The 24,370-nt window shown below is 35.6% G+C and carries 27 protein-coding genes, 1 tRNA gene and 1 other annotated feature; of the genes, 26 read left to right on the top strand and 2 right to left on the bottom strand.

The window, feature by feature from the left end; genetic code table 11:
- Nucleotides 1-8: 8 nt before the first annotated feature.
- The 5 genes from HII32_RS07195 to HII32_RS07175 all read left to right on the top strand — a co-directional run bounded on the left by HII32_RS07195 (nucleotide 9) and on the right by HII32_RS07175 (nucleotide 4,269).
- Nucleotides 9-353, top strand: coding sequence for a MerR family transcriptional regulator (locus tag HII32_RS07195; protein WP_172189817.1), 345 nt, complete (start codon nucleotides 9-11; stop codon nucleotides 351-353).
- 33 nt (nucleotides 354-386) lie between these two features.
- On the top strand, nucleotides 387-1,730 hold the full coding sequence (glnA, locus tag HII32_RS07190; RefSeq protein WP_172189815.1) for a type I glutamate--ammonia ligase: 1,344 nt from the start codon (nucleotides 387-389) through the stop codon (nucleotides 1,728-1,730).
- 160 nt (nucleotides 1,731-1,890) lie between these two features.
- On the top strand, nucleotides 1,891-2,787 hold the full coding sequence (locus tag HII32_RS07185; RefSeq protein ID WP_172189813.1) for a hypothetical protein: 897 nt from the start codon (nucleotides 1,891-1,893) through the stop codon (nucleotides 2,785-2,787).
- Entirely contained in the window at nucleotides 2,780-3,718 is a 939-nt protein-coding gene (locus tag HII32_RS07180; protein WP_172189811.1) for a hypothetical protein, read from the top strand. The genes HII32_RS07185 and HII32_RS07180 overlap by 8 nt, the downstream gene beginning before the upstream one ends.
- 11 nt (nucleotides 3,719-3,729) lie before the next feature.
- Nucleotides 3,730-4,269: a dUTP diphosphatase gene (locus tag HII32_RS07175; RefSeq protein ID WP_246224880.1), complete on the top strand. Its 540-nt coding sequence runs from the start codon at nucleotides 3,730-3,732 to the stop codon at nucleotides 4,267-4,269.
- 261 nt (nucleotides 4,270-4,530) lie between these two features.
- Here the strand turns inward: HII32_RS07175 and HII32_RS07170 are convergent.
- Nucleotides 4,531-4,604: transfer RNA gene (locus tag HII32_RS07170), tRNA-Arg, on the bottom strand.
- Between the two features lie 434 nt (nucleotides 4,605-5,038).
- Nucleotides 5,039-5,114, top strand: a sequence feature (ribosomal protein L21 leader region).
- Between the two features lie 15 nt (nucleotides 5,115-5,129).
- On the opposite strand from HII32_RS07170, the gene rplU reads away from it, so the two are divergent.
- The 13 genes from rplU (at nucleotide 5,130) to recN (ending at nucleotide 14,112) form a co-directional block, all read left to right on the top strand.
- Complete coding sequence (gene rplU / locus HII32_RS07165) at nucleotides 5,130-5,438, top strand: 50S ribosomal protein L21 (protein ID WP_172189809.1); 309 nt, start codon at nucleotides 5,130-5,132, stop codon at nucleotides 5,436-5,438.
- Between the two features lie 19 nt (nucleotides 5,439-5,457).
- Nucleotides 5,458-5,793, top strand: coding sequence for a ribosomal-processing cysteine protease Prp (locus tag HII32_RS07160; protein WP_172189807.1), 336 nt, complete (start codon nucleotides 5,458-5,460; stop codon nucleotides 5,791-5,793).
- 25 nt (nucleotides 5,794-5,818) lie between these two features.
- The gene (rpmA, locus tag HII32_RS07155; RefSeq protein ID WP_172189806.1) at nucleotides 5,819-6,118 is read left to right on the top strand and encodes a 50S ribosomal protein L27; all 300 of its coding nucleotides are present in this window, start codon (nucleotides 5,819-5,821) and stop codon (nucleotides 6,116-6,118) included.
- Nucleotides 6,119-6,248: 130 nt separating this feature from the next.
- Nucleotides 6,249-6,809: an elongation factor P gene (efp, locus tag HII32_RS07150; protein WP_172189804.1), complete on the top strand. Its 561-nt coding sequence runs from the start codon at nucleotides 6,249-6,251 to the stop codon at nucleotides 6,807-6,809.
- A gap of 27 nt (nucleotides 6,810-6,836) precedes the next feature.
- Nucleotides 6,837-7,274, top strand: a complete 438-nt coding sequence (locus HII32_RS07145; RefSeq protein ID WP_172189802.1) for an Asp23/Gls24 family envelope stress response protein — start codon at nucleotides 6,837-6,839, stop codon at nucleotides 7,272-7,274.
- Nucleotides 7,274-7,687, top strand: a complete 414-nt coding sequence (gene nusB / locus HII32_RS07140) for a transcription antitermination factor NusB (protein WP_172189800.1) — start codon at nucleotides 7,274-7,276, stop codon at nucleotides 7,685-7,687. Before HII32_RS07145 ends, nusB begins: the two co-directional genes overlap by 1 nt.
- 82 nt (nucleotides 7,688-7,769) lie before the next feature.
- A complete protein-coding gene (locus HII32_RS07135) occupies nucleotides 7,770-8,633 on the top strand; it encodes a bifunctional 5,10-methylenetetrahydrofolate dehydrogenase/5,10-methenyltetrahydrofolate cyclohydrolase (RefSeq protein WP_172189798.1) in 864 nt (287 codons plus the stop codon).
- Nucleotides 8,623-9,987 carry an exodeoxyribonuclease VII large subunit gene (xseA, locus tag HII32_RS07130; protein ID WP_172189796.1) on the top strand — a complete coding sequence of 455 codons (1,365 nt, stop codon included), beginning with the start codon at nucleotides 8,623-8,625 and terminating at the stop codon, nucleotides 9,985-9,987. Before HII32_RS07135 ends, xseA begins: the two co-directional genes overlap by 11 nt.
- The gene (locus tag HII32_RS07125) at nucleotides 9,977-10,216 is read left to right on the top strand and encodes an exodeoxyribonuclease VII small subunit (protein WP_172189794.1); all 240 of its coding nucleotides are present in this window, start codon (nucleotides 9,977-9,979) and stop codon (nucleotides 10,214-10,216) included. The genes xseA and HII32_RS07125 overlap by 11 nt, the downstream gene beginning before the upstream one ends.
- Nucleotides 10,209-11,102, top strand: a complete 894-nt coding sequence (locus HII32_RS07120; RefSeq protein ID WP_172189792.1) for a polyprenyl synthetase family protein — start codon at nucleotides 10,209-10,211, stop codon at nucleotides 11,100-11,102. The genes HII32_RS07125 and HII32_RS07120 overlap by 8 nt, the downstream gene beginning before the upstream one ends.
- Nucleotides 11,102-11,920: a TlyA family RNA methyltransferase gene (locus tag HII32_RS07115; RefSeq protein ID WP_172189790.1), complete on the top strand. Its 819-nt coding sequence runs from the start codon at nucleotides 11,102-11,104 to the stop codon at nucleotides 11,918-11,920. Before HII32_RS07120 ends, HII32_RS07115 begins: the two co-directional genes overlap by 1 nt.
- A 14-nt stretch (nucleotides 11,921-11,934) precedes the next feature.
- The gene (locus HII32_RS07110; protein ID WP_172189789.1) at nucleotides 11,935-12,384 is read left to right on the top strand and encodes an arginine repressor; all 450 of its coding nucleotides are present in this window, start codon (nucleotides 11,935-11,937) and stop codon (nucleotides 12,382-12,384) included.
- A 21-nt stretch (nucleotides 12,385-12,405) separates the two neighbouring features.
- A complete protein-coding gene (gene recN / locus HII32_RS07105; protein ID WP_172189787.1) occupies nucleotides 12,406-14,112 on the top strand; it encodes a DNA repair protein RecN in 1,707 nt (568 codons plus the stop codon).
- A 40-nt stretch (nucleotides 14,113-14,152) separates the two neighbouring features.
- Here the strand turns inward: recN and HII32_RS07100 are convergent, their stop codons facing one another.
- Nucleotides 14,153-14,488, bottom strand: a complete 336-nt coding sequence (locus HII32_RS07100) for a hypothetical protein (protein WP_172189785.1) — start codon at nucleotides 14,486-14,488, stop codon at nucleotides 14,153-14,155.
- Nucleotides 14,489-14,615: 127 nt separating this feature from the next.
- Between HII32_RS07100 and gmk the strand changes: the two genes are divergently transcribed.
- The 8 genes from gmk (at nucleotide 14,616) to pknB (ending at nucleotide 24,335) form a co-directional block, all read left to right on the top strand.
- Nucleotides 14,616-15,230, top strand: a complete 615-nt coding sequence (gmk, locus tag HII32_RS07095) for a guanylate kinase (protein WP_172189783.1) — start codon at nucleotides 14,616-14,618, stop codon at nucleotides 15,228-15,230.
- A gap of 2 nt (nucleotides 15,231-15,232) precedes the next feature.
- Nucleotides 15,233-15,451 carry a DNA-directed RNA polymerase subunit omega gene (rpoZ, locus tag HII32_RS07090; protein WP_172189781.1) on the top strand — a complete coding sequence of 73 codons (219 nt, stop codon included), beginning with the start codon at nucleotides 15,233-15,235 and terminating at the stop codon, nucleotides 15,449-15,451.
- Nucleotides 15,452-15,565: 114 nt separating this feature from the next.
- A complete protein-coding gene (coaBC, locus tag HII32_RS07085) occupies nucleotides 15,566-16,771 on the top strand; it encodes a bifunctional phosphopantothenoylcysteine decarboxylase/phosphopantothenate--cysteine ligase CoaBC (protein WP_172189779.1) in 1,206 nt (401 codons plus the stop codon).
- 19 nt (nucleotides 16,772-16,790) lie between these two features.
- Nucleotides 16,791-19,190 (top strand): primosomal protein N', encoded by a 2,400-nt coding sequence (gene priA, locus HII32_RS07080; RefSeq protein ID WP_172189777.1) that lies wholly within the window; start codon nucleotides 16,791-16,793, stop codon nucleotides 19,188-19,190.
- Between the two features lie 27 nt (nucleotides 19,191-19,217).
- On the top strand, nucleotides 19,218-20,168 hold the full coding sequence (gene fmt / locus HII32_RS07075; RefSeq protein WP_172189775.1) for a methionyl-tRNA formyltransferase: 951 nt from the start codon (nucleotides 19,218-19,220) through the stop codon (nucleotides 20,166-20,168).
- Nucleotides 20,161-21,513 (top strand): 16S rRNA (cytosine(967)-C(5))-methyltransferase RsmB, encoded by a 1,353-nt coding sequence (gene rsmB, locus HII32_RS07070; protein WP_172189773.1) that lies wholly within the window; start codon nucleotides 20,161-20,163, stop codon nucleotides 21,511-21,513. Before fmt ends, rsmB begins: the two co-directional genes overlap by 8 nt.
- A gap of 13 nt (nucleotides 21,514-21,526) precedes the next feature.
- Nucleotides 21,527-22,276, top strand: coding sequence for a Stp1/IreP family PP2C-type Ser/Thr phosphatase (locus tag HII32_RS07065; protein WP_172189771.1), 750 nt, complete (start codon nucleotides 21,527-21,529; stop codon nucleotides 22,274-22,276).
- Nucleotides 22,277-22,286: 10 nt separating this feature from the next.
- Nucleotides 22,287-24,335 carry a Stk1 family PASTA domain-containing Ser/Thr kinase gene (gene pknB, locus HII32_RS07060; RefSeq protein WP_343034679.1) on the top strand — a complete coding sequence of 683 codons (2,049 nt, stop codon included), beginning with the start codon at nucleotides 22,287-22,289 and terminating at the stop codon, nucleotides 24,333-24,335.
- The last annotated feature ends 35 nt before the right edge of the window (nucleotides 24,336-24,370 follow it).

Raw genomic sequence — 24,370 nt, 5'->3', positions numbered from 1 at the left:
GGGCAATGATGAGTGAAAGCGAATTAAGACGGTCAATGGCAGTGCTGCCAATGAAAACGGTAATGCAGTTAACGGCACTTTCTTCGCGCCAAATTCGTTATTATGAAAAACAGCAATTGATTAGTTTGAAACGTAGCGAGGGCAATCAGCGTCTTTTTTCGTTAAATGATGTTGATCGTTTACTACAGATTAAGGATTATCTGGAAAGTGGGATGACGGTGCATGATATTATCGATTTGGAGCGTAAGCAGTCATATCGACGTCAAACTGAACTTTCGGATAGTGCTGCTCGTCAACTACTTCACGCTGATTTAATGAGAAGTGCTGGTTTTGATACAACTCATTCCTTATAAATTACAATAAAATTAAAAGAGGTTTTTTCACTAATGGCTACCAAACATAATTATTCCAAAGATGATATTCGCCAAATGGTTAAAGAAGAAAATGTTAGTTTTTTAAGATTAATGTTTACAGATCTTTTTGGCACGATTAAAAACGTTGAGGTGCCCATTACTCAACTAGAGAAATTATTAGACAATAAAATTATGTTTGATGGTTCTTCCATTGAAGGATTTGTCCGGATTGAAGAAAGTGATATGTACTTGTATCCCGATTTAAGTACTTGGATGGTATTTCCTTGGAGTTCAGAACGAGGTAAGATTGCTCGGGTGATTTGTGAAGTTTATACTGCCGACAAGGAACCATTTGCTGGCGATCCGCGTAATAACTTAATTCGAGTTTTAGAAGATATGAAAAAGGCCGGATTTAAAGATTTTAATATTGGCCCTGAACCTGAATTTTTCTTATTTAAAATGAATGAAAATGGTGAACCCACAACCCAATTAAATGATAAGGGGAGTTATTTTGATATGGCACCAATGGATTTGGGTGAAAACTGTCGTCGAGAAATTGTGATGACTTTAGAGGAGATGGGCTTCGATGTTGAAGCTGCCCATCATGAAGTTGCTCCGGGACAACATGAAATTGATTTTAAATATGAAGATGCCTTAGCAGCAGCAGACAATATTCAAACATTTAAACTAGTGGTGAAGACAGTTGCACGTAAGTATGGTCTTTATGCTACCTTTATGCCTAAACCACTGAGTGGCATTAATGGCTCAGGAATGCATTTGAATATGTCACTATTTGATGACAATGGTAACGTTTTTTATGATGAAGATGGTGAAATGAAATTGTCTCAAACAGCTTATCACTTCTTAGGTGGATTATTGAGTCACGCTAGAGCCTACACAGCTGTCTGCAATCCTATTGTTAACTCTTACAAACGTTTAGTACCAGGATATGAAGCACCTGTATATGTAGCATGGTCTGGTTCTAATCGTTCACCATTAATTAGAATTCCAAGTGCTCGAGGAAATTCCACTAGAATTGAATTACGTAGTGTGGATCCAGCTGCTAATCCTTATTTAGCTATTGCTGCTGTTTTGGAAGCTGGCTTAGATGGGCTGAAAAATAATATTTTACCTGAAGAAAGTGTTGATCGTAACATTTACAGTATGGATGCTGATGACAGAAAGCAAAATCATATTGAAAATCTACCTGATACTTTGCATAATGCTTTAAAGTACATGAAACAAGATGACGTTGTTTTAAACGCTTTAGGTAAACGATTGTCACAAAGCTTTATTGAAGCCAAAAATCTCGAATATGATACTTATCGAACCAAGGTTTCCGATTGGGAACGAGAGCAATATTTAGATAAGTATTAAGTGGTAAAAAGCGTTCCTTTTGAGGGATGCTTTTTTCATTTCTTTATAAAAGGGAAAAAATGTTAAAAGACCTTTATTTATCTAAAATTTTCATATAACATTAATAGATAAGGAAGAGTCACTAAATATACGCAATAATAAATTATATCGAGGGATAATTATGGTCGAAGAAAATAATAACGATCAATTTGAACAAAATGATAGCCAACTAGCTAGTGCATTAACTGGTAAAGTTGACTATTTGACTGATCTACAAAATTCGATTAAAGATGGTAACGATTTACACGTTTACCAATTGATTAATCATAATAAATATAATCAACAATTAGATGTAGAACCTGATTTAAATGATAACGCTACATATGATTTTTCTTTGGCCCAAAATTTAACTCCAGAGTTAAGTCATCATTTAAGCTATAAGTTAATTGATTATTTAGGGGAAACTTATCCATTCTTTTATTACCATGAGTACGAATTGGGACAATTTGATGTCTACTTTGGTAACTGGTGGGATCATCGTTTATTTGGCAAGTTAGATGTAATTAACGTGGCATTTGAATTTGATGAAGAGGAATATGATAAATTAGCTCAATCTTTTAATTTAGAAGCTGAGGGTAAGCGAGTTAATGAAGCAGCAATGCAACGGTTAGCCGCTGAAAATGATCATTTGACTAACTTAGTAGTTGAACAACCTGATCGAAACAAGCAACGAGCTAAACTTCAAGGACAGATGCAAGAAATAGAAGGTCGTTCAGCTATGCCTTGGGAATCTGCTAAACAAAAAGAAGAAAAACAAGTCCTAGAAGAACAGTTAGTTGAAATCGATAATCTTGATAACCAGGCCAACGATGCTAATAAAAAAATTAAGAGTAATGAAAATGAAATTTTGAAATTATCTAAAGAAGAAACAATTTTGGGCTTTGAACGTCAAAGTCTTAAGCAAATTTTCGGTACTTTTGCTGAATTTAACGATAGTACTCGGACGCTTTACAAAAACTATTTATTAAGCTTCTTAGGCAATAATGCTGAAGAAAAGCAGGTGAGTGATAATGACTAGTAAAACAGAAAGTGAAACCAAAGTTATTACCAACAACCAAACACTTAACCGTTATAGTAGTGCCATTAAATCAGGGTTACAACACGGCGAAGATTATGTGGAATTGTTTTCTACTTTAGTAGATACTAAACATTCACAAAGTTTATTAGAAGCAGCTATTGGTTTGACTGATTTTAAGCTAGACAGTAAATTTTTAACTTTTCCACATCAATACTCCGATGAAGATGTACAACTAGTTTTCATGCAGCGTTTGCTTGATTTAAATCAAGTGCCGCAAAACTTTGCGATTAATTCTGTTAAACGAGTAGAAAAACTTCAGGCCCAATTCCGATTACTTAATGACGATAATTTTGCCTTTTTCAAATCAGGTAAGAGTAATAGCGGTTTCTTTTTTGCTCCTACTAGAAATCAAAAGCCATTGTTTTACTTAGACTTACAACGTAAGGAATTGTTGTTTAACAGTACGGCATTGGTTAGTTATTTCGTAGTTACCCTTGAAGGAACCGAAGTAGCCAACATTAAAAATGCTGTCTCGGTATTAATTGATTTTGCTAAAATTTTGAAGGAATCATTTGGATTCCGAGTTGATTTTAATATTTTGGATAGCATCAATGGTGAATTTTACACCTTTGCTGCCGGAGCCATTAGTGAAGAGGTTCTAGATGAATTATTCGTTGACGCTGCTCAAAGCAATTACATGTTAATGGCTGGTGACAATGGCGAAGCTATTTTGAATTTGGATAATGATATTAAGTTAGTTGTCAAAAATGACGGTAGCGACAGTCATCCTAAGTGGGGAGCATTAGTTCATGATGAACCACAAAAAGAAAGCTGGTTAGGACTTATTTTGGATTATCCGTTTATCAGTGACTGGTATTTAAAAAATAATAAGGAATTAGCTATCATTTCTGATCCATACATCTTTGGCTAGGAGGATTAAATTTGGATTTACAAAAAATGTTGGCAGCATCCGTTGAATTAAATCGACAAATTGAAATGAAACGTCAGTTAGTCTGGCAACCAGATCACCGTTTAGCTAATGCTTTTGTAGCTTTGGATGTTGAATTAAGTGAAATGGCTAACACTTCTGAATGGTTTAAAGTTTGGAAAACTCATCGGGGTAAGCAAGACGAAGGATTAACTTCACGAGCAACCTTATTAAATGAGTATGTCGACGCGATGGATTTCTTTTTATTGATTGCTAATTTGAAAAATTGGAATAAGATAATTGTTGATTCACAATCTGAATTAACAACCATAACAGCCAAAAAAGCAGAAGAATTTTTAGATAAACAATATTTAATTTTGAAACAAATGATCTTTAAAGCTTATTTTGCTCATAGTGAAAGTAGCTATAAGCATGCTTGGCATTTATTCTTAAAATTCGGTCTAGTTGATTTTGGTTTTACCACAGATGAAATTCAAGCTGCTTTTTTTGCTAAAAATGAAGTTAATAAACAAAGACAACAAAATAATTATTAAAAAGCAACCCCTTGAGGGTTGCTTTTTAACTTATTATAGTTAAATTGACTAATTTTAAATTATTCAGTTTCATCGTTGTAGATACGTAAGGGAACAACTGATTTTTTAAATTGGCAAAAAATTGGTAAATGTTTTACAAAACTATGCTAATCTATGTAAAATTGTGAATTTTAAAGAACGACAAAAAACGAGCTAACCCATGATTTTAAAGGGTTAGCTCGTTTCCTTAGTTTGTTCAACTCAAGCTATGTAACTATAAAATGTTGCAGGAGAGATTCGAACCCTCGACCTACGGTTTAGAAGACCGTTGCTCTATCCAGCTGAGCTACTGCAACAAAATGTTTTAATCAACAACATCCATAATTATAGAATAAAAAGTCGAAATTAGTCAATCATTAATTGTTTGATTTTAGTAATATTAGGTTTATTTATTAAATAAAGATATATTTTGTTGATTTTTATTAAATTAGTGAGCATATCAATTGCCAGATTTTTAACTAAAGGTGATAATTGATTGTGACAAATAGGTTACAAAGTTATTTGTTATTCTAGGAGGTGGAAGTTGTGGGAATTGTCATTTTTTTAATTTTTACAGTAATTGCTGCTGGTTTTATTCAGTTTTTTATTAATAACTCGACGTCCATTAGGGAAAATAGTAAGCATCTAGCTTCCCGAAAATAGTAAGACAGTCCAAATCTTGGGCTGTTTTTTATTTAGTTGACGAATACATAATGTTCTTGTATAATTGCAACTGTTGTAATTGTGGCTTCCACAGCTACAACCGCACGACTTGAGCTACTAAGTTCCCTTTTGGGGCGCTTAACTCGGCGAGTCTAAGCAAAAATAAGGAGGTGCACACTGTGTACGCAATTATCATTACTGGTGGTAAACAATATAAGGTTTCACAAGGTGACATAGTTTACGTTGAAAAGCTTGACGCAAACGAAGGCGACAAAGTTACTTTTGATCAAGTTGTAATGGTTGGCGGTGACAGTACTAAGATTGGTACTCCACTCGTTGACGGTGCTTCTGTTAGCGCAACTGTTGAAAAGCAAGGCCGCGAAAAGAAAGTCACTATTTTCCGTTACAAGCCAAAGAAGGGTTCCCGTTCTAAGAAGGGTCATCGTCAACCATATACCAAGGTTGTTATTGACTCAATCAACGCTTAATTATTAGGAGTAAAGCTGGATGATTAAAGCTAGAATTACCCATAATCAAAATCAGATTGTTGAGTTTATCATAACAGGTCACGCTGATGCTGGCGAATACGGACAAGATATTGTTTGTGCAGCTGTTTCAGTTCTGTCAATTTCAACAGTGAACGGCTTGCAGGAAGTGGCTAAAATCACACCTGAAGTTGTTAGTGATGACGAAAATGGTGGTTATCTACAAGTTAAGATTCCGCTAATTACTGATAATAATAAGTACCTCGAAGTGAATGCAATTTTGCAAACCTTTGAAAACGGGTTATTGGATGTAACCACTAATTATAGTAATTACATTCAAACAGAAATCATTGATTAAAAGTTAATTTTGGAGGTGTAATTTTATGTTAGCAATGAACTTGCAATTCTTCTCTCACCATAAAGGGGGAGGTTCTACTACCAACGGTCGTAACTCAGCTGGTCGTCGTTTAGGCGCTAAGGCAGCTGATGGCTCAACTGTTACTAGTGGTTCAATCATTTACCGTCAACGTGGTACTCATATTTACCCAGGTAAAAACGTAAGCCGCGGTGGTGACGATACTTTGTTTGCTTTGGTAAACGGTGTTGTTCGTTTTGAACGCATGGGTCGCGACAAACGCCAAGTTTCTGTTTATCCAGTTGCTGAAGAAGCTGCTACTAAATAGATCTAATCAAAAAAGGCCTAATTTTTAGGCCTTTTTTTTATCAAATAATATTTATTAAGGATTAATCGGCTTTTTAATCAAAAAGTATTATATAATAGACGAAGTATTACATACTTTAGGAGGAATAAACATGGCAATTTCAACTGCTGATTTTAAAAATGGATTGACCATCGAAGTTGATGGTGCAATTTGGAGAATTATTAGTTTCCAACACGTTAAACCTGGTAAGGGTGGCGCATTTGTTCGTTCAAAGCTTAAGAACTTAAGAACTGGTGCCGTTCAAGAAAAGACTTTCCGTGCCGGTGCTAAGATGGAACAAGCACAAATTGATACTAAGAAGATGCAATACTTGTATGCTGATGGTACTGATCACGTATTCATGGATTTGGATACTTATGATCAACTTTCTATTCCAGCAGAAAACATTCAAGAAGAATTAAACTACTTGCAAGAAAATATGGAAGTTAACGTTACTCAATTTGGTAATGAAACTCTTGGAGTTGAATTACCAAATACAGTAACATTGGAAGTTGCTGAAACTGAACCTGGTATCAAGGGTGATACTGCTTCAGGTGGTTCTAAACCTGCTACTATGACTACTGGTTTAACTCTTCAAGTTCCATTCTTTGTTAACCAGGGTGATAAATTAGTTATTAACACCACTGATGGAACTTACATTTCACGGGGCTAGAACTAAAATTTAAACGGAGGCGTTGTTATGGCTGAAGAAACTAATATTGTTTTGCAATCTGACAATCCTGACTTGGGAAAAATTGAAATTACTCCAGAAGTACTGGAAATCATTGCTGGAATTGCAGCTGCCGAAGTTGATGGTGTAAGCCGCATGCAAAGTTCATTGTATAAAAGTGTCAACGAATTACTAGGTATCAGAAAAGATCATAGTAAAGGCGTGAAAGTTAGTCGTGATAACGATCAATTAATTGTTGAAATATTTGTTTACTTGAATTATGGGGTTTCAGTTCCTAAGGTAGCCTTAGAAATTCAGGATAAAGTTAAAGAACAATTGTTATTCATGACGGATTTAAAAGTGCAACAAGTTGATGTCCATGTTCAAGGTGTTGTTCCGGTTCAAGCTGAAAATAGTAGTGTGGATCCTAACAACCCATTTGCTAATAATGAAGATGGTGAAGAATAGTGAAAATTAATCGACATCAAATTAGAGAAATTGCCTTTCAAACGTTATTTGCCCTAAATACTAATCCTGAAATTGATCGTGAAAGTTTTTATCAAGCTTTAACGGATAATCGTTTTGGTGAAGAAATTCCAGAATACTTAGTCGAATTAGTAGATGGCGTAACGGACAAAAAGGCGATTCTTGATGAAACTATCACGGGTCACTTACATTCAGGGTGGTCATTAAATCGATTAGCAAAAGTAGATTTGATTATTTTGGAATTAGCGATTTATGAAATGCATTATGTAGCTGACGTGCCAAGTAAAGTATCATTAAATGAGGCGGTTGAATTAACCAAGAAGTTTAGTGATGATCAATCTCGAAAATTTGTTAACGGAGTTTTATCTAGCGAATTAAACAATATGGAAAAATAGATTTACATTTTTGGTAAATCTATTTTTTTGTGTTCTAATAGTCTAAAATAAGGTTTAGGTATTTTTATTTGGGAGGTAAAGTATGACAACTATTATTGATGGTAAACAATTAGCAAAAAAAACCAACGAACAAACTAAAATGGAAGTTCAACACTTAAAAGAAATGGGCATTACTCCAGGATTAGCGGTGGTGATTGTTGGTAACGATGAGGCTAGTCAACGTTACGTTCGAAATAAGAATAAAACTGCCCAAAGGTTAGGCATTAATTCTAAGGTAATTGAGTTAGCTGATACAATCACTGAGACAGAATTAATTGATATTGTGCAACAATTAAATGATGATGATGCCATAAATGGTATTTTGGTTCAAGATCCTTTGCCTACTCATATTGATGAACGAAAAATAACTAGAAAAATCAAACCAGAAAAAGATGTAGATGGATTTCATCCCTATAATGTCGGTAAATTATTTTTAGATGATACAACTAATTATCCAGTGGCTTGTACTCCTAAAGGTATTATGACCATGTTAAAGGAATATAATATCGATCTACTAGGTAAAAAAGCAGTAGTTATTGGTAGAAGTGCTATTGTTGGTAAACCAATGGCGGCGTTATTATTGAATGCTGGGGCTTCCATCACAGTTTTACATCGCTATACTACAGATATTTTAGAATATACTAAAACCGCTGATGTGATTGTGGCTGCTACCGGAACATTGCATTTATTGCAAGCAAAGAGTATCAAACAGGGTGCTGTTATTATTGATGTTGGTCAAAATATTGATGAAACTGGTCATTTGGTCGGTGATGTTGATTACGACGATGTTTTTGATCGTGCGGGATATATTACACCAGTTCCAGGTGGAGTTGGTCCGATGACAATTGCGACCTTAATGCAACAAACAGTTGAATTAACTAAATGGGGGCTAAATAGTGGCAAATGAGTATTTATCAGTTAGTGCATTAACTAAATATTTAAAACGAAAGTTTGACTATGATCCCTATTTAGGTAAAGTTTATTTGACTGGTGAAATTTCTAATTTTCGATTACGGCCTAATGCTCATCAATACTTCAGTCTCAAGGATGATCATGCGAAAATTAGTGCAATTATGTTTAAGTCTGCTTTTAATAAATTAAAATTTGAACCAGAGGAAGGTATGAAGGTATTAGTAGTAGGACATATTTCTGTCTATGAACCTTCTGGTAGTTATCAAATTTATGTTGAAAGAATGGAACCTGATGGTGTGGGTCAGCTTTATCAGGCATTAGAACAATTGAAACAAAAATTAGCTAAAGAGGGCCTTTTTAATGCTCCTAAGAAGGCATTGCCAGTAATCCCTAAACAAATTGCCGTGGTAACTTCTCCCAGTGGAGCTGTAATTCGAGATATCATTACTACAGTGCGACGCCGTTTCCCAATTGCCCAAATTACATTATTTCCGGCTTTAGTACAAGGAAATGAAGCTGCTGTTGATATTGCCAATCAAATCAATCGAGTTAATCAAATTGGTGGCTTTGATACGTTAATTATTGGTCGAGGCGGTGGTTCTATTGAAGATCTCTGGCCATTTAATGAGGAAATTGTGGCTAGAGCGATTTTTAACAGTCAAATACCGGTAATCTCTTCCGTGGGACATGAAACGGATACTACTATTGCCGACTTGGTAGCTGACCAACGTGCGGCTACACCAACGGCAGCAGCCGAATTAGCAGTTCCGCGATTAGATCAATTACTGGCCGAATTAGCTACTGATCAAGTACGATTAACCAATGGGATTAACGGTATTTTAAATCGTTATCAAACCAATCTAACTCATTTAATTGCTTCGCCAATATTTAAGCAACCACAACGAATATACGAGAGCTACAGTCAACGGCTGGATACATTGTCGACTCGACTTCGCCAAAATCTTAACCAACAGTTACACCAACAAAGAGAATTATTAACGGTTAATCAATCCCGATTAAAATTGGCTACACCTTTAACTAAGATTCAACAGGCACAGCAGCAATTAGAATTAAATTCGATGCGTTTAAATCAAGTAATGAAAAATATTATATCGACACCAACTCAACAATTAAAACTATTGGCAGAATCATTGGATCATTTAAGTCCCTTAAAAATTTTAAGTCGTGGCTATACTTATACAACGGATGATTCCGGTAAATTATTAACTAGTGTTAATCAAATTAAAGTGGGGACCAAGCAATCGTTCACGGTTCATTTTAAAGATGGACAAGCATCAGTAACCCCCATTCAAGTTAAACGAGAGGAAAACATAGATAATGGCAAGTAATCAGACATTTGAAGAAAAAATGCAAGAATTAGAACAAATTGTTAATCAATTAGAACAAGGAAATACTCCTTTGGAAGAATCCATGAATCAATTTAAAAAGGGGATTGAGTTAACCACCGAATTGCAAAAAACATTGACTCAGGCTGAAACCACAATGGCCAAAATTGTCGATAAAGACGGCAACGAAAGTGCATTTGAAGTGAATGAAGAGACTGATACCAATGAGTAGTATGTTAACCGATTTTGAATTAAAGTGGCTTCCAGTGATTAATGATTATGTGAAACGTGAAATACCGTTATCCGTTCCACAACCATTATTAGCAGAATCAATGGCTTACTCAGTTAATGCTGGTGGTAAAAGGATGCGACCATTACTCACGTTGGCTGTTTTAAATACCTTTAAGGTGGAAATTTCTAGTAGCCGTTTACGAGCTGCTGCTGCATTGGAGTTACTGCATACTTATTCGTTGATTCACGATGACTTACCCGCCATGGATGATGATGATTTAAGGCGTAATCAACCCACTAGCCATGTTAAATTTGGTGAGGCTACTGCTATTTTAGCTGGAGATGGGTTATTAACTTTGGCTTTTCAATGGTTAACTGACGGAGACTTGTCTGATACTCAAAAGGCACAATTAACTTTAGAGTTAGCCAAAGATGCTGGACCAGCAGGAATGGTAGCGGGTCAAGTCGATGACGTGACTAATGAAGGTAAACAATTATCCTTAACTCAGCTACAGTTATTACATCGACGAAAAACTGGGGCTTTGATTCAAGATGCTATTGCTGCGGGGTTAATAATGGCTAATGTTACCCAACAGCGGCGACAGTTGTTTTTAGAGTTTGCGGATTTATTTGGTCTGGCTTTTCAAATTTATGATGATATCTTAGATGTTACTAGTACTGAGACCAAGTTGGGCAAACCTGTTAATCAAGACGAAAATAAAAATACTTATCCTAATTTGTTAGGTTTATCGGAGTCCAAAGTTAAACTAAGAGAAACAATTGAATTAGGTAAGATTGCTTTAGCTAAAGCTGGGGCACTTAACAATGTTAACGTAGATTTGTTGAAATCATTTTTTACGTATTTTAAATTGGATGGAGATTATTAATGGAAAAGCAAAGAGTAGATGTTTTATTAGTTACTCAAGGCTTGTTTGATACTCGTGAAAAAGCTAAACGAGCCGTTATGGCCGGAGAAGTTTTGGGTGATAACGAAGAACGACTAGATAAGCCAGGAGTAAAGATTCCAGTAGATACTGAACTACACATTAAGGGCAAACCAATGCCCTATGTTAGCCGAGGTGGCTTGAAACTAGAAAAGGCTTTGAAGGTTTTTAATATTAACGTAGCCGATAAAACAGTTTTAGATATTGGTTCTTCTACAGGTGGTTTTACGGATGTGATGCTTCAAAACGGAGCTAAGTTGAGTTATGCCTTAGATGTGGGTAGTAACCAATTAGTTTGGAAGTTACGTTCAGATGAACGAGTAATCGTTATGGAGCACACTAACTTTCGCTATTCTAAATTAGCTGATTTTGATCACGGTCAACCAGAATTCGCCTCTATTGATGTTTCTTTTATTTCGTTGGAGTTAATTTTGCCACCTTTAAAGGAGATTTTGCTGCCAGAAGGTGATGTCGTTGCGTTAATTAAACCGCAATTTGAGGCTGGTAAAGCTAATGTCGGTAAACATGGTATTGTTAGAGATCGAAAGGTCCACCAAGATGTACTAAATAAAATTTTGAATTTTGCCCTTGAAAATGGTTATTCGATTTTGGGATTAGATTATTCACCGATTAAGGGTGGTAGCGGTAATATTGAATTTTTAGTACATTTGAAGTCAACGGATAATCCTCAAATGTTAAGCCAAACATCAATTGAACAAGCTATTGATAATGCCTATACTGATTTGAAAAATCAAGAGTAATTGGAGGTAAGACTGTGAAAAAGCAAGAACGTCAAAATATCATTCGACAGTTATTAGTTGACCATAATATTCAACGGCAAACTGATTTTGTCCAATTACTGAATGCACAGGGCGTGAATGTGACGCAGGCAACCATTTCTCGAGATATTAAAGAAATGCAGTTGGTGAAAGTACCATCTAGTGTTGGGGGATATCGTTATAGCATGCCCGCTCAAAAAAATGTAAACGCGGAACGAAAACTGGTTCAAACCATTACGGAATCCTTTATTTCCATGAAAATTCAAACTAATTTAATTTTATTAAAAGTAATTCCGGGTAGTGGTCCAGTTATTTCGAGTTTGCTCAGTCAAATGAACTATGACGAAATTTTTGGAACTATCAGTGACGATAATACCGTTTTAGTAATTTGTGTGAGTGAGGAAATGGCCAATCAATTTAGCACTAAAATTGACGCAATGGTTTAGCAGCGTAGAAAGGAAGCAGCGATGTTATTAGAACTTTCTATTACTGATTTTGCAATTATCGAACATCTCGATGTTCAATTTCAAGATGGGATGACGGTTTTAACCGGTGAAACTGGGGCTGGTAAATCAATTATTATTGATGCGGTTGGATTATTAGCTGGCGGTAGAGCATCCCATGATTTTGTAAGAACTGGGGCTAAAAAAGCAATTGTTCAAGGCCAATTTAGTTTTCCTAAGGGAAGTCTTACTTATGCTTACTTAGATCAATTTGGAATTGAATATGAAGATGATTCGATTATTATTGAACGAGAAATTTTTGCCAGTGGGCGAACTAGCGCTAGAATTAATGGTATGTTAGTTACCTTGGGAATTTTGAAAAAAATTGGAGCAACAATTGTTGATATTCAAGGACAAAATGATCAACAAGAATTAATGAATCCGGATAATCATATTCATTTATTAGACGAATTTGGGACTAATAAACTGAAACAGAATTTAGTTAAATACCATACTAAATATGATGAGTACCGAGAATTGCAACGTCTAATTAAAGAAAAAAGTCAAAATGAAAAAGAATGGGCACAACGAATCGACATGCTGCAATTTCAAATGAAAGAAATTGAGACGGCAGGACTTCATACTGGTGAAGAAGAAGAATTAGTGTTGAAGAGAGATCGGTTAAATAACTTTCAACGAATGCATGATGCGTTAGCGGCGAGTTTTGTTAATATTAATGGAACTGAAGATACTAGTCCGTTAGATTTTATTGGACAAGCAATGAATGCTATGCAAGGAATTAGTTCATTAGACGATAATTTTAAAAAAATTAGCGAAGAACTAGATACTGCCTATTACTCTTTGCAAGATGTTAGTAGTGATATTTCAGCAGAACTTAGTACACAGGAATTTGATCAAGATGAGTTAGATCAAGTAGAACAGCGTTTAAATGCCATTTTTCAACTAAAGCGTAAGTATGGTGATAGTATTGATCAAATTTTGAGTTATTACGACGAAATTAGTACCGAATACACCAAGATGCAGGGCAATCAGGGTAAAGATGATGATTTAAATCAGCGGGTAGCTCAATTAGAAGCAGAACTATTAACGATAGCGACGAGTATTAGTGCAGAAAGACAACGAGCAGCAAGTAAATTGCAACGGGCAGTTCATCAACAATTAGCTGATTTATATATGGATAAAGCGGTGTTTGAAGTGAAAATCACTTCAACACCTAAGTTAACCAATCAAGGATTAGATCAAGTGGAATTCTTTATTCAAACTAATCCTGGCGAGGCGATGTTACCTTTGGTGAAAAGTGCATCTGGTGGTGAATTATCACGGTTGATGTTGGCTTTAAAGACTATGTTTGCCAAAGCAGCAGGTGTTACGTCTATTATTTTTGATGAAGTAGATACTGGTGTTTCTGGACGGGTAGCTCAAGCTATTGGTAATAAAATATTTACTATCTCAACAAAATCTCAGGTGTTATGTATTACCCATTTACCCCAGGTAGCGGCGATGAGTGATCATCACTATTTTATTAGTAAAAAAACCAGTAATAAACGCACCCAAACTTTCTTACGTGAATTAAATCCAGCAGAACGTGTCCAAGAAATAGCAAGAATGTTTGCTGGAACGCAAATTACTAAGTTAACTGAAGAACATGCCAATGAATTAATTGATTTAGCTGTTAAAGAAAAAGAAGAAATTATTTCTACAAGCAAATAAAAAAGACGAAGTTAATTGTCTTCGTCTTTTAGTATTTAGCTTAAATTTGATGAATGGCTTTAATTTCATTAATAAAAAGTAGTTTATTGATTTTTTTATTTTGGGTAGTAATTAAGTATCTTTCTTGATTTAATTTGAAAATTTGTCCAATAATTGGATTAGATTGATCTTTAAAATCTAGTTGAACGATCAACTGATCATGAATGGTTTGTTGTAAAAATAATTCAATTTGAAAAAGTGGCATTTGCTTGAATTCGATATTATTAATAGGACTGAATAATTTTTGATATTGTTGTTGGGCAAATTGAGTGATGTTTGCTAAGTTGCTCTTTTGATTTTGCATTTTTTCACCTCGAACATTTGTTTGTGTTTTCATTATACGAACAAACGTTCTAAAATGCAAGCCGTATTTTGTTTCCACTTTTTTACTTAAATAGGTTGTCAAACACCCCAGAAAAAGAGATAATAGTTAGTATTAACAATTTATTGAAGGGATTAATTCGATGACCAAAAAAGGAATGTTAATCGTATTATCAGGACCCTCCGGTGTCGGTAAAGGAACCGTTCGGAAGGCACTATTTGAAGAACCAGACATTGATTTTGAGTATTCAACCTCGATGACGACAAGAAAACCCCGAAATAGTGAAAAAAATGGGGTTGATTATTGGTTCGTCAGTAAAGAAGAATTCGAAGAAAATATTAAAAATGGTGAAATGTTAGAATATGCCAAGTATGTTGACAATTATTACGGAACACCATTAAAGTACGTTAATCAAACCCTAGAATCTGGTAAAGATGTATTTCTCGAAATTGAAGTTAATGGAGCTATGCAAATTCGTGCTAACGTTCCTGACGCAATCTTTGTCTTTTTAACTCCTCCTGATTTGGTAGAATTAAAACATCGATTAGTTGGTCGTGGAACTGATGATATTGAAGTCATTAATAAGCGAATCAAAACGGCGGCGTCAGAAATTAAAATGATGCGAAACTATGATTATGCGGTTTTAAATGATAGAGTTGAGTTAGCTGTTGATCGCATTAAAACGATCATTAATAGCGAACGATTAAAAGTTAATCGAGTAATGCCCGAATACGAAGCAATGTTAGGAGACGACTAAATATGTTACTTTATCCATCTGTAGATAAACTATTAGATAAAATCGATTCTCGTTATTCATTGATTATGCTTGCCAGCAAGCGTGCTCATGAAATTGATGCAGGATCACCACTATTATTACCAAAATCTGAATACAAGTCAGACAAGTCCGTTGGTAAGGCTTTAGAAGAAATTGAAGCCGGTGTATTAAAAATCGATCCTAAAGAACGAGACTTTGATTAATTAAGTAAAAGCTATTAAATGAACTGGGAATTGTTATTCTCAGTTTATTTTTTTAGGTAAAAATTTGGTACAATAGAGTTCAGAAATATTGGACGACTAAGAGAGGGTGGCTAGATGTTAACTAATAAAAAAATCACTTTATATGTTAGTGGTAGTATTGCGGTATACAAATCTCTGAGCTTATTACGGCTATTGATTAAAAAGGGTAATCAGGTAACCGTTGTAATGACAAAAGCGGCTACTGAATTTGTGACACCGCTAACCTTTATGACTCTTAGCAAACAAACGGTGTATACTGATGAATTTAAGGTCGAAAGTGCAAGTGACGTAAATCACATTAAAATTGCTGATGAAACTGATTTAGCTATTGTGGCACCGGCTACGGCTGATTTAATTGCTAAAATGGCTAATGGAATTGCTGATGATATTGCTAGTTCGGCTCTACTAGCAACGACGGCCCCGATTTATGTGGTTCCTACTATGAATACCCATATGTTAGAAAATCCGGCCACTAAGAGAAATATTCGTACATTACGAGAAGATGGAATTCAATTAATGGATTCGGCAACTGGCTTTTTAGCAGAAGGTTATGAAGGTAAAGGCAGAATGCCAGAACCAGTTGATATTGTTAGTTGGTTAGAAGTGATGGAATTATCGGTTACCAAGCAACTACAAGGCAAAAAAATCATTGTAACTGCTGGCGGAACTAAAGAACGAATTGACCCAGTAAGATATTTGAGTAATGATTCCTCTGGTAAGATGGGGTATGCAATTGCTCGAGTAGCCCAACGGGCGGGGGCCGAAGTGATCTTAATGACTGGTAAAACCAGCTTGTCACGACCAACTGGCATGAAAATTATTGATATTGAATCAGCGGCTGAATTATTTAATGCTGTAAAAGATGCTTTTACAGATGCCGATGGGTTAATAATGGCTGCTGCGGTAGCTGATTTTCGACCTTTAACAACAGCCAAACAAAAAATTAAAAAAAATGATGATAATGATTTAATGAATATTTCTTTGACTAAAAATCCAGATATTGTTGCTGAAATTGGTAAAATCAAACGATCAAATCAATTCGTAGTCGGATTTGCTGCTGAAACTAATGATTTATTAGAAAATGCCACTAAAAAAATGCTGAAAAAACATTTAGACTTGATTGTGGCCAATGATGTCGCTAATATCAATATCGGATTTAACTCAGATGATAATCAAGTTACTTTTATTTTTAAAAACGGTCAACAAATTCAAACACCAATAGAATCAAAACTAGCTATTGCTACCGAATTAATCAATGTCATCGGTGAACAAATCATCTAAACAGTAAGGAGAGACGATATTGCCAATTGCACAAGTGGTTGTAGATGTTCCAACCTTTCAGATTAATACCTCATATAGTTACTTAATTCCGGCAAACCTGGTCTCTATTATTAAAGTGGGGATGAGAGTCGTCGTACCTTTTGGACGACGGCAAGTAGTGGGTTTTGTGGTGGCATTAAATGATAATAGTGAGTTTGATGGCCAACTAAAACCAATTATTGAATTAATTGATCTAAAACCCGTTATTAACGAAGAATTATTACAATTGGCCCAATGGATGGCAGATGATACGTATTCATTTTTGATTAGTTGTTTGCAAACTATGATTCCAGGTGGAATGCGTACTAAAGTTAAAAAATATTTGGTGCCTAATACGCCCTCGGCCGAGGAAATGGTTAATCAAATTTTTGGCAAAAAAGATAAAGTAGAATATCAAAATAAGCAACTTGACTCAGCTACTACAGCAACTATTGCTAAATTAATTCAAACTAAGCAAGCAACGTTTGAGTATATTTTATCGAAAAAAACTAGTGAAATTAATCAACTAGCTATTACATCGTTAATTGATGAGGCGCAAGCGGCCAAAATCAAACAACACTTGAAAAAAAATGCTACTAGTCAACAACGTTTATTAACAATATTAGGACGGTTAACTGAGCCTATTTTACAATCAGAATTAACCAAGCAAAAAATTAATGCTAGCACTATTAAGGTGGGAGAACAAAATGGTTGGCTGCAAAAAACAACTATCGTTAAAAATCGTGATCCTTTTAGACAAGAAGTGCAGTCAACGCAACCATTAAAATTGCAACCAGATCAAGATCATGCAGTAACAACTATTAACGAAGCAATCATACAACAACAACCAACCACTTTTTTGTTAGAAGGGGTTACCGGTTCTGGTAAAACGGAAGTATACTTACAGGTGATTGCTAATGCTTTAAAATTGGGTAAAACAGCATTGCTGTTAGTTCCAGAGATCACTTTGACCCCCCAAATCACTAATCGAATTCGGAGTCGCTTTGGTAATAAAGTGGCAATGCTTCATTCGGCCATGTCCGTAGGTGAACGATTTGATGAGTGGCAACGAATTGAATCTGGTCAAGCTAAAGTAGTAGTGGGAGTACGCTCGGCCGTTTTTGCCCCGCTTGATAATCTGGGAGTCATCATTATGGATGAAGAACACGATAGCAGTTATAAGCAAGCCGATAACCCTCGTTACCATACCAGAGACGTGGCCAAATGGCGGGCTCAATACCATCATTGTCCGGTAGTGTTGGGGAGTGCTACTCCTTCATTAGAATCTCGTGCTCGTGCTTATAAGGGGATTTATCAGCGACTGTTGCTTCCTAAAAGAATCAATGATCACGCATTACCGCACGTTGATATTATTGATATGAAAAATGAAATTGCTAATGGCGCCCCCAGTGATTTATCTCAACCACTAATATCAGCTATTGATGACCGGTTACAAAAACATGAGCAAGTTATTTTGATGTTAAATCGCCGAGGTTATGCTTCGTTTGTCCTCTGCCGTAGTTGTGGACATGTACCACAATGCCCTAATTGTGATATATCACTGACTTATCATAAAGATACTAATTCACTACGTTGTCATTACTGTGGTTTTAGTCAACCAATGCCCAATAAATGTCCAGAATGTGGTAGTGAAAAATTACGACAACATGGTATGGGCAGTCAACGACTAGAAGAAGATGTTAACCAGCTTTTTCCCACTGCTAAAGTCGTGAGAATGGATGTGGATACTACTAGAAAAAAAGGCTCTCATGAGCGAATTATTCAACGATTTGGTCAACAAGAAGCCGATATTTTAGTTGGAACTCAAATGATTGCTAAAGGATTAGACTTTCCCAATGTTACCTTAGTAGGAGTTTTAAATGCGGATTCTGCTCTGGAATTTCCTGATTTTCGTTCTAGTGAACGCACTTTTGAATTATTAACTCAAGTTGCTGGTCGGGCTGGTCGGGCAGATAAGCAGGGAAATGTTATTATCCAAACTTTTAATCCAGATCACTATGCGATTCAATTGGCTAAAACGCAGGACTACGAAAAATTTTACGAAACTGAGATGAAAGTCAGGCAACAAGGGAAGTATTCACCGTATTATTACACGGTCAAAATCACAATTAGTTCTAAGGAAGAAACCCAAGCGCTGAAAGTGGCTTATGAAATTCAGCAAACGTTGGTGAACCAATTATCAGAGCAGACTATTATTTTGGGTCCTACACCTAAAATGATTAAGCGAGTTAATAATAAATATTATTATCAGTTGATCGTTAAATATCGACGTGAACCAGAATTGCATCTAACTTTGACTGATTTATTGTATGATGCGCAAAATAAAGCTAAAAAAGGTGTCCAAATCGGCATTGATAATGAACCCCTTGATTTTATGTAATTAATAACAACAGAAAGTAGGTAAAGTATGACTTCAGTAATATTTATGGGCACTCCTCAATTTGCGGTACCTGTTTTACAGGGATTAGTAGATAATAACTATGATGTAAAGACGGTAGTAACACAACCTGATCGACCAGTGGGACGCAAGCACAAAATTATGGCGTCACCAGTAAAACAACTGGCAACTCAGTTAAATATTCCGGTGTTACAACCAGAAAAAATTAGTGGTAGTGATGAATTACAACAAATGATTGATATTGCTCCAGATTTCATTATTACAGCAGCTTTTGGTCAATTTTTACCAACTAAGTTGCTTAACGCTGCTAAAATTGCAGCAGTTAACGTTCATGGTTCTTTACTTCCTAAGTATCGGGGTGGTGCTCCGGTTCAATATGCTTTGATGAATGGTGATGAAGAAACTGGAATTACCATTATGTACATGGTCAAAAAAATGGATGCTGGTGATATTTTGGCACAACAAAGTTTACCCATTCAAAATAATGACGACGTTGAAAGTTTATTTAATAAACTTAGCTTCATTGGCCGTGACCTATTGTTAGCAACGTTACCTAGAGTTATGGATGGCAGCATCGAACCTAAATCCCAAGTAGAAGCAGAAGTAGTGTTTTCACCAAACATTCAACCAGGAGAGGAACAACTTGATTTTACGAAACCAGCTAAATTAGTAGATGCTAAGGTAAGGGCTTTAAGACCTAATCCAGGAGCATTTACCATTCTTAATGGTAAGCGCACAAAGATTTGGCAAACGGAAGTTATCAATGAAACTACTGATTTATTACCAGGGATGGTAGTTAAAAAGGCTAAACACGATCTTTTCATTGCCGCTGGTGATCAAACTATTATTGCTTTAAAAAATATTCAACCGGCTGGTAAACCTAAACAAGATATTACCCAGTTTTTAAATGGAAGTGGTCAAAAAATAACTGAAGGACAACAGGTAATCACAAATGAATAAAATAATTACAAATCCACGTGAACTGGCGGTTAAGACGTTAGTACGTACTCAAAATGGGGCATACTCTAATTTACAAGTTGATTCAGATTTACGACACGCTGATTTAAGTTCCGTTGATCGTCGCTTTTATACTTCGTTAGTATATGGAGTTTTACAGCATCAACTTACTTTTGCCTACCAGATTAAACCATTCTTAAAACGTCCAGATAAAACCGATGATTGGGTATTGGTATTACTTTATACAGCGATGTATCAAATGCAGTACATGGATCGAGTACCCAAGCGAGCAATTTTTGATGAAACTATCAAAGTGGCCAAAGAACTGGGGCATGATGGTATTCGACGGATGGTTACGGGTATTTTACACGCGATGGATAGAAAAGGGTTGCCAGATCTAGTAGAGATTAAGGACCCAATAGAAAGAATTTCTGTTGTTAGTAGTGTCCCCGAATGGTTAGTAGACATGTTAAGTCAACAATTAGACGTCGAAAAAGTAGCATCTATTTTTTCAACTATTAACCAGGCTCCCAAGCAATCTATTCGGGTAAATACTAAAGTAACTGATGTGGCCACGCTCAAGGCGGAATTAGAAGATGATGGTTACGACGTTCATTCTAGTCAGGTTGCCAGTGAAGCATTAATTGTTGAATCTGGTAGTGAAACATTAACTAATACGTTAGCGTTTGTGGACGGTAAATTTACAATCCAAGATGAAAGTGCGATGTTACCAGTAGAATCAATGACTATTAATCCTGGTGATCAAATTTTAGATGCCTGTGCCGCTCCTGGTGGTAAGACTACTCAAATAGCAACTAGATTGTCTGCTGATCAAGGGGGACAAATTACAGCATTAGATATTCATGAAAATAAATTAAAGCAAATTCAAGCCAATGCTAAACGACTACAAGTGGCAGATGTTATTAAAACAGAGGCTTTAGATGCCCGTAAAGTTGATGAACGATTTGATGATGAAAGTTTTGACCAAATCTTGGTAGATGCTCCTTGTTCTGGTCTGGGATTAATTAGAAGAAAGCCAGAAATCAGATATCAAAAACAACCAAGTGATATTGATAAACTTAGTCAAGTTCAATTTGAAATCTTAAATGCTATGGCCAATAAGGTGAAAATTGGTGGTCAAATTACTTATAGTACCTGTACGATTGTAAATCAGGAGAATATAGAGGTTGTTCAGAAATTCTTGCAAAATCATCCGAACTTTCAATTACAAATGACCAAAACAGATTTAAACTTAAAGCCTAATAGAAATGAACCGGATTTGAGAATTTATCCTGATGATTATTTATCAGATGGATTTTATGTTAGTTCATTAATCCGAACCAAATAATGGAGTGATTAAAATGCAAATTGCTTATCAGTCGTCACGAGGAATGGTGAGAGCTAAAAACGAAGATGCAGTAGGTTCCTTTCTTAACTCAGATCAGTTATTACTGGCTTTAATAGCAGATGGAATTGGCGGGAATAATGCTGGTGAAGTAGCTTCTAAAATGGCAGTATCTCAATTAGGTAACCATTTTAGAAAGACTGATTTTTCTAATTTGGACGAAGCTAAAAAATGGTTCGCTCAAGAATTGGTTGAGATTAACGAACTCATTATTAAAAAAGCCAATGAAGATATTAAATATGCGGAAATGGGCACTACCATCGTAGCGGCACTCATTGCAGGACAACAGTTATTGCTAGCTAACTTAGGAGATAGTAGAGGCTACGTTTTACATGAAAATAAGTTAATTCAATTAACCGAGGATCACTCCTATGTAAATGAGTTGGTTAAGAGTGGCAATATGACTCCAGATGAAGCGGAAACAAACCCTTATAAAAATATAATTACTAAGAGCTTGGGCATTAATAATGATGCTAATGCTGATTATTATTATTATAATTCTACCGTTGGTGACTTAATTCTTTTATGTACCGATGGCTTGACGAATATGGTTTCAAGTGAACAAATTCAAAAAATATTAGCAATGGATGTACCATTATCAGTTAAGTGTCAAAACTTGATTACATTATCTAACCAAAATGGTGGAGCTGACAATATTACCGTGTTGTTAGTTCAAAATGATGGCGAGGTGAATAGTGATGCATAATGGCTTTTTATTGAGTGAACGCTATCGTATTGAACATCGTTTAGGCGAAGGTGGGATGGCAGATGTCTATTTGGCTACCGATACCTATTTAAATCGTCAGGTAGCCATTAAAGTGTTACGTCTAGATTTTCGCGATGATCAAAAAGCACAACAACGCTTTCGTCATGAAGCAGCGGCAATTTCAGAATTGAATAATTCTCATATTGTTGGTGTCTATGATTTTGGTGATACCGAAGGGATGCAATACATTGTTATGGAGTTTGTCGATGGCCAAAATCTAAAACAATATATCAAGCAAAATTTTCCCATTCCGTATGCAAAAGTAGTAGACATTATGGAGCAAGTGTTTGTGGCAGTTAAAGAAGCTCACGATCACAACATTATTCATCGAGATTTGAAGCCACAAAATATTTTGATTGATAAACAAGGTTATGTGAAAATAACTGATTTTGGTATTTCTAAAGCTGAATCAGAAAATACAATGACCCAAACTCGTTCCATTGTCGGTTCAATACATTATCTATCACCAGAGCAAATTAAAGGACACATCGCTAACCAACAATCGGATATATACTCGTTAGGTATTATTCTATACGAAATGTTGACTGGAAAAGTACCGTTTAACGGTGAAACAGCTGTTTCCATTGCCATTAAACATTCTCAAAATCCAATTCCTTCAGTTAGAGATTTTGATCCCAGAATTCCACAAGCTTTGGAAAATGTTGTTTTAAAAGCTACTACTAAAAATCCTGCGGATAGATATGATAATGTTTCTGAAATGGCACAGGATCTACAAACTGCCTTAGATCAATCTCGAGCTAATGAAGCTAGATTCTCTATTAATAGTGCTGAGGCAGCCACGGAAGAAACTAAGGTGATGCCTTTTAAACCGTTAACTGCAGCTAATTTAAAAACCAGTGATGGTAAACAAAATAAAAGAAATCAATCCAAAAGTGTACCTAAAAGACGTAAGCACCATCGCCGTCGCTGGATTATTATTAGTATCTTAGTTTTATTAGTATTATTAACCACGGCTTTAGCCGCGATTGGGAGTAGGACCACAGTCCCATCAGTAGTGGGCCTTAGTCAACAAGCCGCCATTGAACAGCTGCAAAAGAGTGATTTAATGGCTGGAAAAATAACGTATCAAGCCAGTGATGAGATTACGAAAAATAAGGTTATTGCGACTGATCCTAAGGCAAATACAAAGGTTTCCAAGCAAGCTAAAATTAAATTGATAGTTAGTGCTGGTCCGAAGAAATTTCAATTAGAGAACTATGTGGGACAAGATTATCAAATGACGGCTGATAAACTGGAAGCTAAAGGATTTAATGTTAAAAAACGTAATGCGTCATCTGAAACCTTCCAGGCTGGGCAAATTTTACAACAGGATTTTAAAGCCGGCGATTCGATGGTACCAAAGGGATCTACCTTGACTTTTGTCGTTTCAACTGGAATAAGTCAGGTGACTTTAGCTAATTTACATGGTATGACTAAAAATCAAGTAATCAGTTATATGAACAAAAATGGCTTGAATCCAGTTTTTGATTATGTTTATTCCAATAAAACTAAGAAAAACCGAGTGGATCATCAAAGTCCAGCAGCAGGTCAAATAATTCGACAAGGTAGTAGTGTTATCGTTTACTTATCTCGTGGTAAACGAGAGCAACAAGATGAATTACATCAATTTAATGTAAGAATAAAAATTCCGTTTGATGATCAAACGGATGGGCAAAGTAATCAGTCTATTCCTACTAAAATGGCGTACACCAAAAATGCAGAAGAAAGTGATGATTACGAACAAAGTTCCGGTTCTGACGTTCGTGATGACAGTAGTTCCGATGAGATTGAAGATGGTCAATCATCTAACATTATTTTGATTTATTTAAAGGATCACGATCATAAATATAAAAATGTTTATAAACAAATGATTATTACTAAGGATTCTGAAATTACATTACCCTTCAAGTTGACCAAGAATGAAGTGGGAAAATATAAAATTGTTAGAAACGATAAAACTATCATTGAGGATAGTAATGTAACCGTGGATTCTCATTAAAATGAAATAATAACTACCTAAAAAGTTACTTTTTC

Source organism: Lentilactobacillus kribbianus, from assembly GCF_013184075.1.
Taxonomy (GTDB): Bacteria; Bacillota; Bacilli; order Lactobacillales; family Lactobacillaceae; genus Lentilactobacillus; species Lentilactobacillus kribbianus.
The sequence above is the reverse complement of the archived record's forward strand: the minus strand, read 5'-3'. Positions and strand labels throughout refer to the sequence as shown.

What these genes read in the sequence shown, in the direction of transcription:
- HII32_RS07195 (WP_172189817.1), top strand. Translation starts at nt 9, where the DNA reads ATGAGTGAAAGCGAATTAAGACGGTCAATGGCAGTGCTGCCAATGAAA.
- glnA (WP_172189815.1), top strand. Translation starts at nt 387, where the DNA reads ATGGCTACCAAACATAATTATTCCAAAGATGATATTCGCCAAATGGTT.
- HII32_RS07185 (WP_172189813.1), top strand. Translation starts at nt 1,891, where the DNA reads ATGGTCGAAGAAAATAATAACGATCAATTTGAACAAAATGATAGCCAA.
- HII32_RS07180 (WP_172189811.1), top strand. Translation starts at nt 2,780, where the DNA reads ATGACTAGTAAAACAGAAAGTGAAACCAAAGTTATTACCAACAACCAA.
- HII32_RS07160 (WP_172189807.1), top strand. Translation starts at nt 5,458, where the DNA reads ATGATTAAAGCTAGAATTACCCATAATCAAAATCAGATTGTTGAGTTT.
- rpmA (WP_172189806.1), top strand. Translation starts at nt 5,819, where the DNA reads ATGTTAGCAATGAACTTGCAATTCTTCTCTCACCATAAAGGGGGAGGT.
- efp (WP_172189804.1), top strand. Translation starts at nt 6,249, where the DNA reads ATGGCAATTTCAACTGCTGATTTTAAAAATGGATTGACCATCGAAGTT.
- HII32_RS07145 (WP_172189802.1), top strand. Translation starts at nt 6,837, where the DNA reads ATGGCTGAAGAAACTAATATTGTTTTGCAATCTGACAATCCTGACTTG.
- HII32_RS07135 (WP_172189798.1), top strand. Translation starts at nt 7,770, where the DNA reads ATGACAACTATTATTGATGGTAAACAATTAGCAAAAAAAACCAACGAA.
- HII32_RS07125 (WP_172189794.1), top strand. Translation starts at nt 9,977, where the DNA reads ATGGCAAGTAATCAGACATTTGAAGAAAAAATGCAAGAATTAGAACAA.
- HII32_RS07120 (WP_172189792.1), top strand. Translation starts at nt 10,209, where the DNA reads ATGAGTAGTATGTTAACCGATTTTGAATTAAAGTGGCTTCCAGTGATT.
- HII32_RS07115 (WP_172189790.1), top strand. Translation starts at nt 11,102, where the DNA reads ATGGAAAAGCAAAGAGTAGATGTTTTATTAGTTACTCAAGGCTTGTTT.
- recN (WP_172189787.1), top strand. Translation starts at nt 12,406, where the DNA reads ATGTTATTAGAACTTTCTATTACTGATTTTGCAATTATCGAACATCTC.
- HII32_RS07100 (WP_172189785.1), bottom strand. Translation starts at nt 14,488, where the DNA reads ATGAAAACACAAACAAATGTTCGAGGTGAAAAAATGCAAAATCAAAAG.
- gmk (WP_172189783.1), top strand. Translation starts at nt 14,616, where the DNA reads ATGACCAAAAAAGGAATGTTAATCGTATTATCAGGACCCTCCGGTGTC.
- rpoZ (WP_172189781.1), top strand. Translation starts at nt 15,233, where the DNA reads ATGTTACTTTATCCATCTGTAGATAAACTATTAGATAAAATCGATTCT.
- coaBC (WP_172189779.1), top strand. Translation starts at nt 15,566, where the DNA reads ATGTTAACTAATAAAAAAATCACTTTATATGTTAGTGGTAGTATTGCG.
- fmt (WP_172189775.1), top strand. Translation starts at nt 19,218, where the DNA reads ATGACTTCAGTAATATTTATGGGCACTCCTCAATTTGCGGTACCTGTT.
- rsmB (WP_172189773.1), top strand. Translation starts at nt 20,161, where the DNA reads ATGAATAAAATAATTACAAATCCACGTGAACTGGCGGTTAAGACGTTA.
- HII32_RS07065 (WP_172189771.1), top strand. Translation starts at nt 21,527, where the DNA reads ATGCAAATTGCTTATCAGTCGTCACGAGGAATGGTGAGAGCTAAAAAC.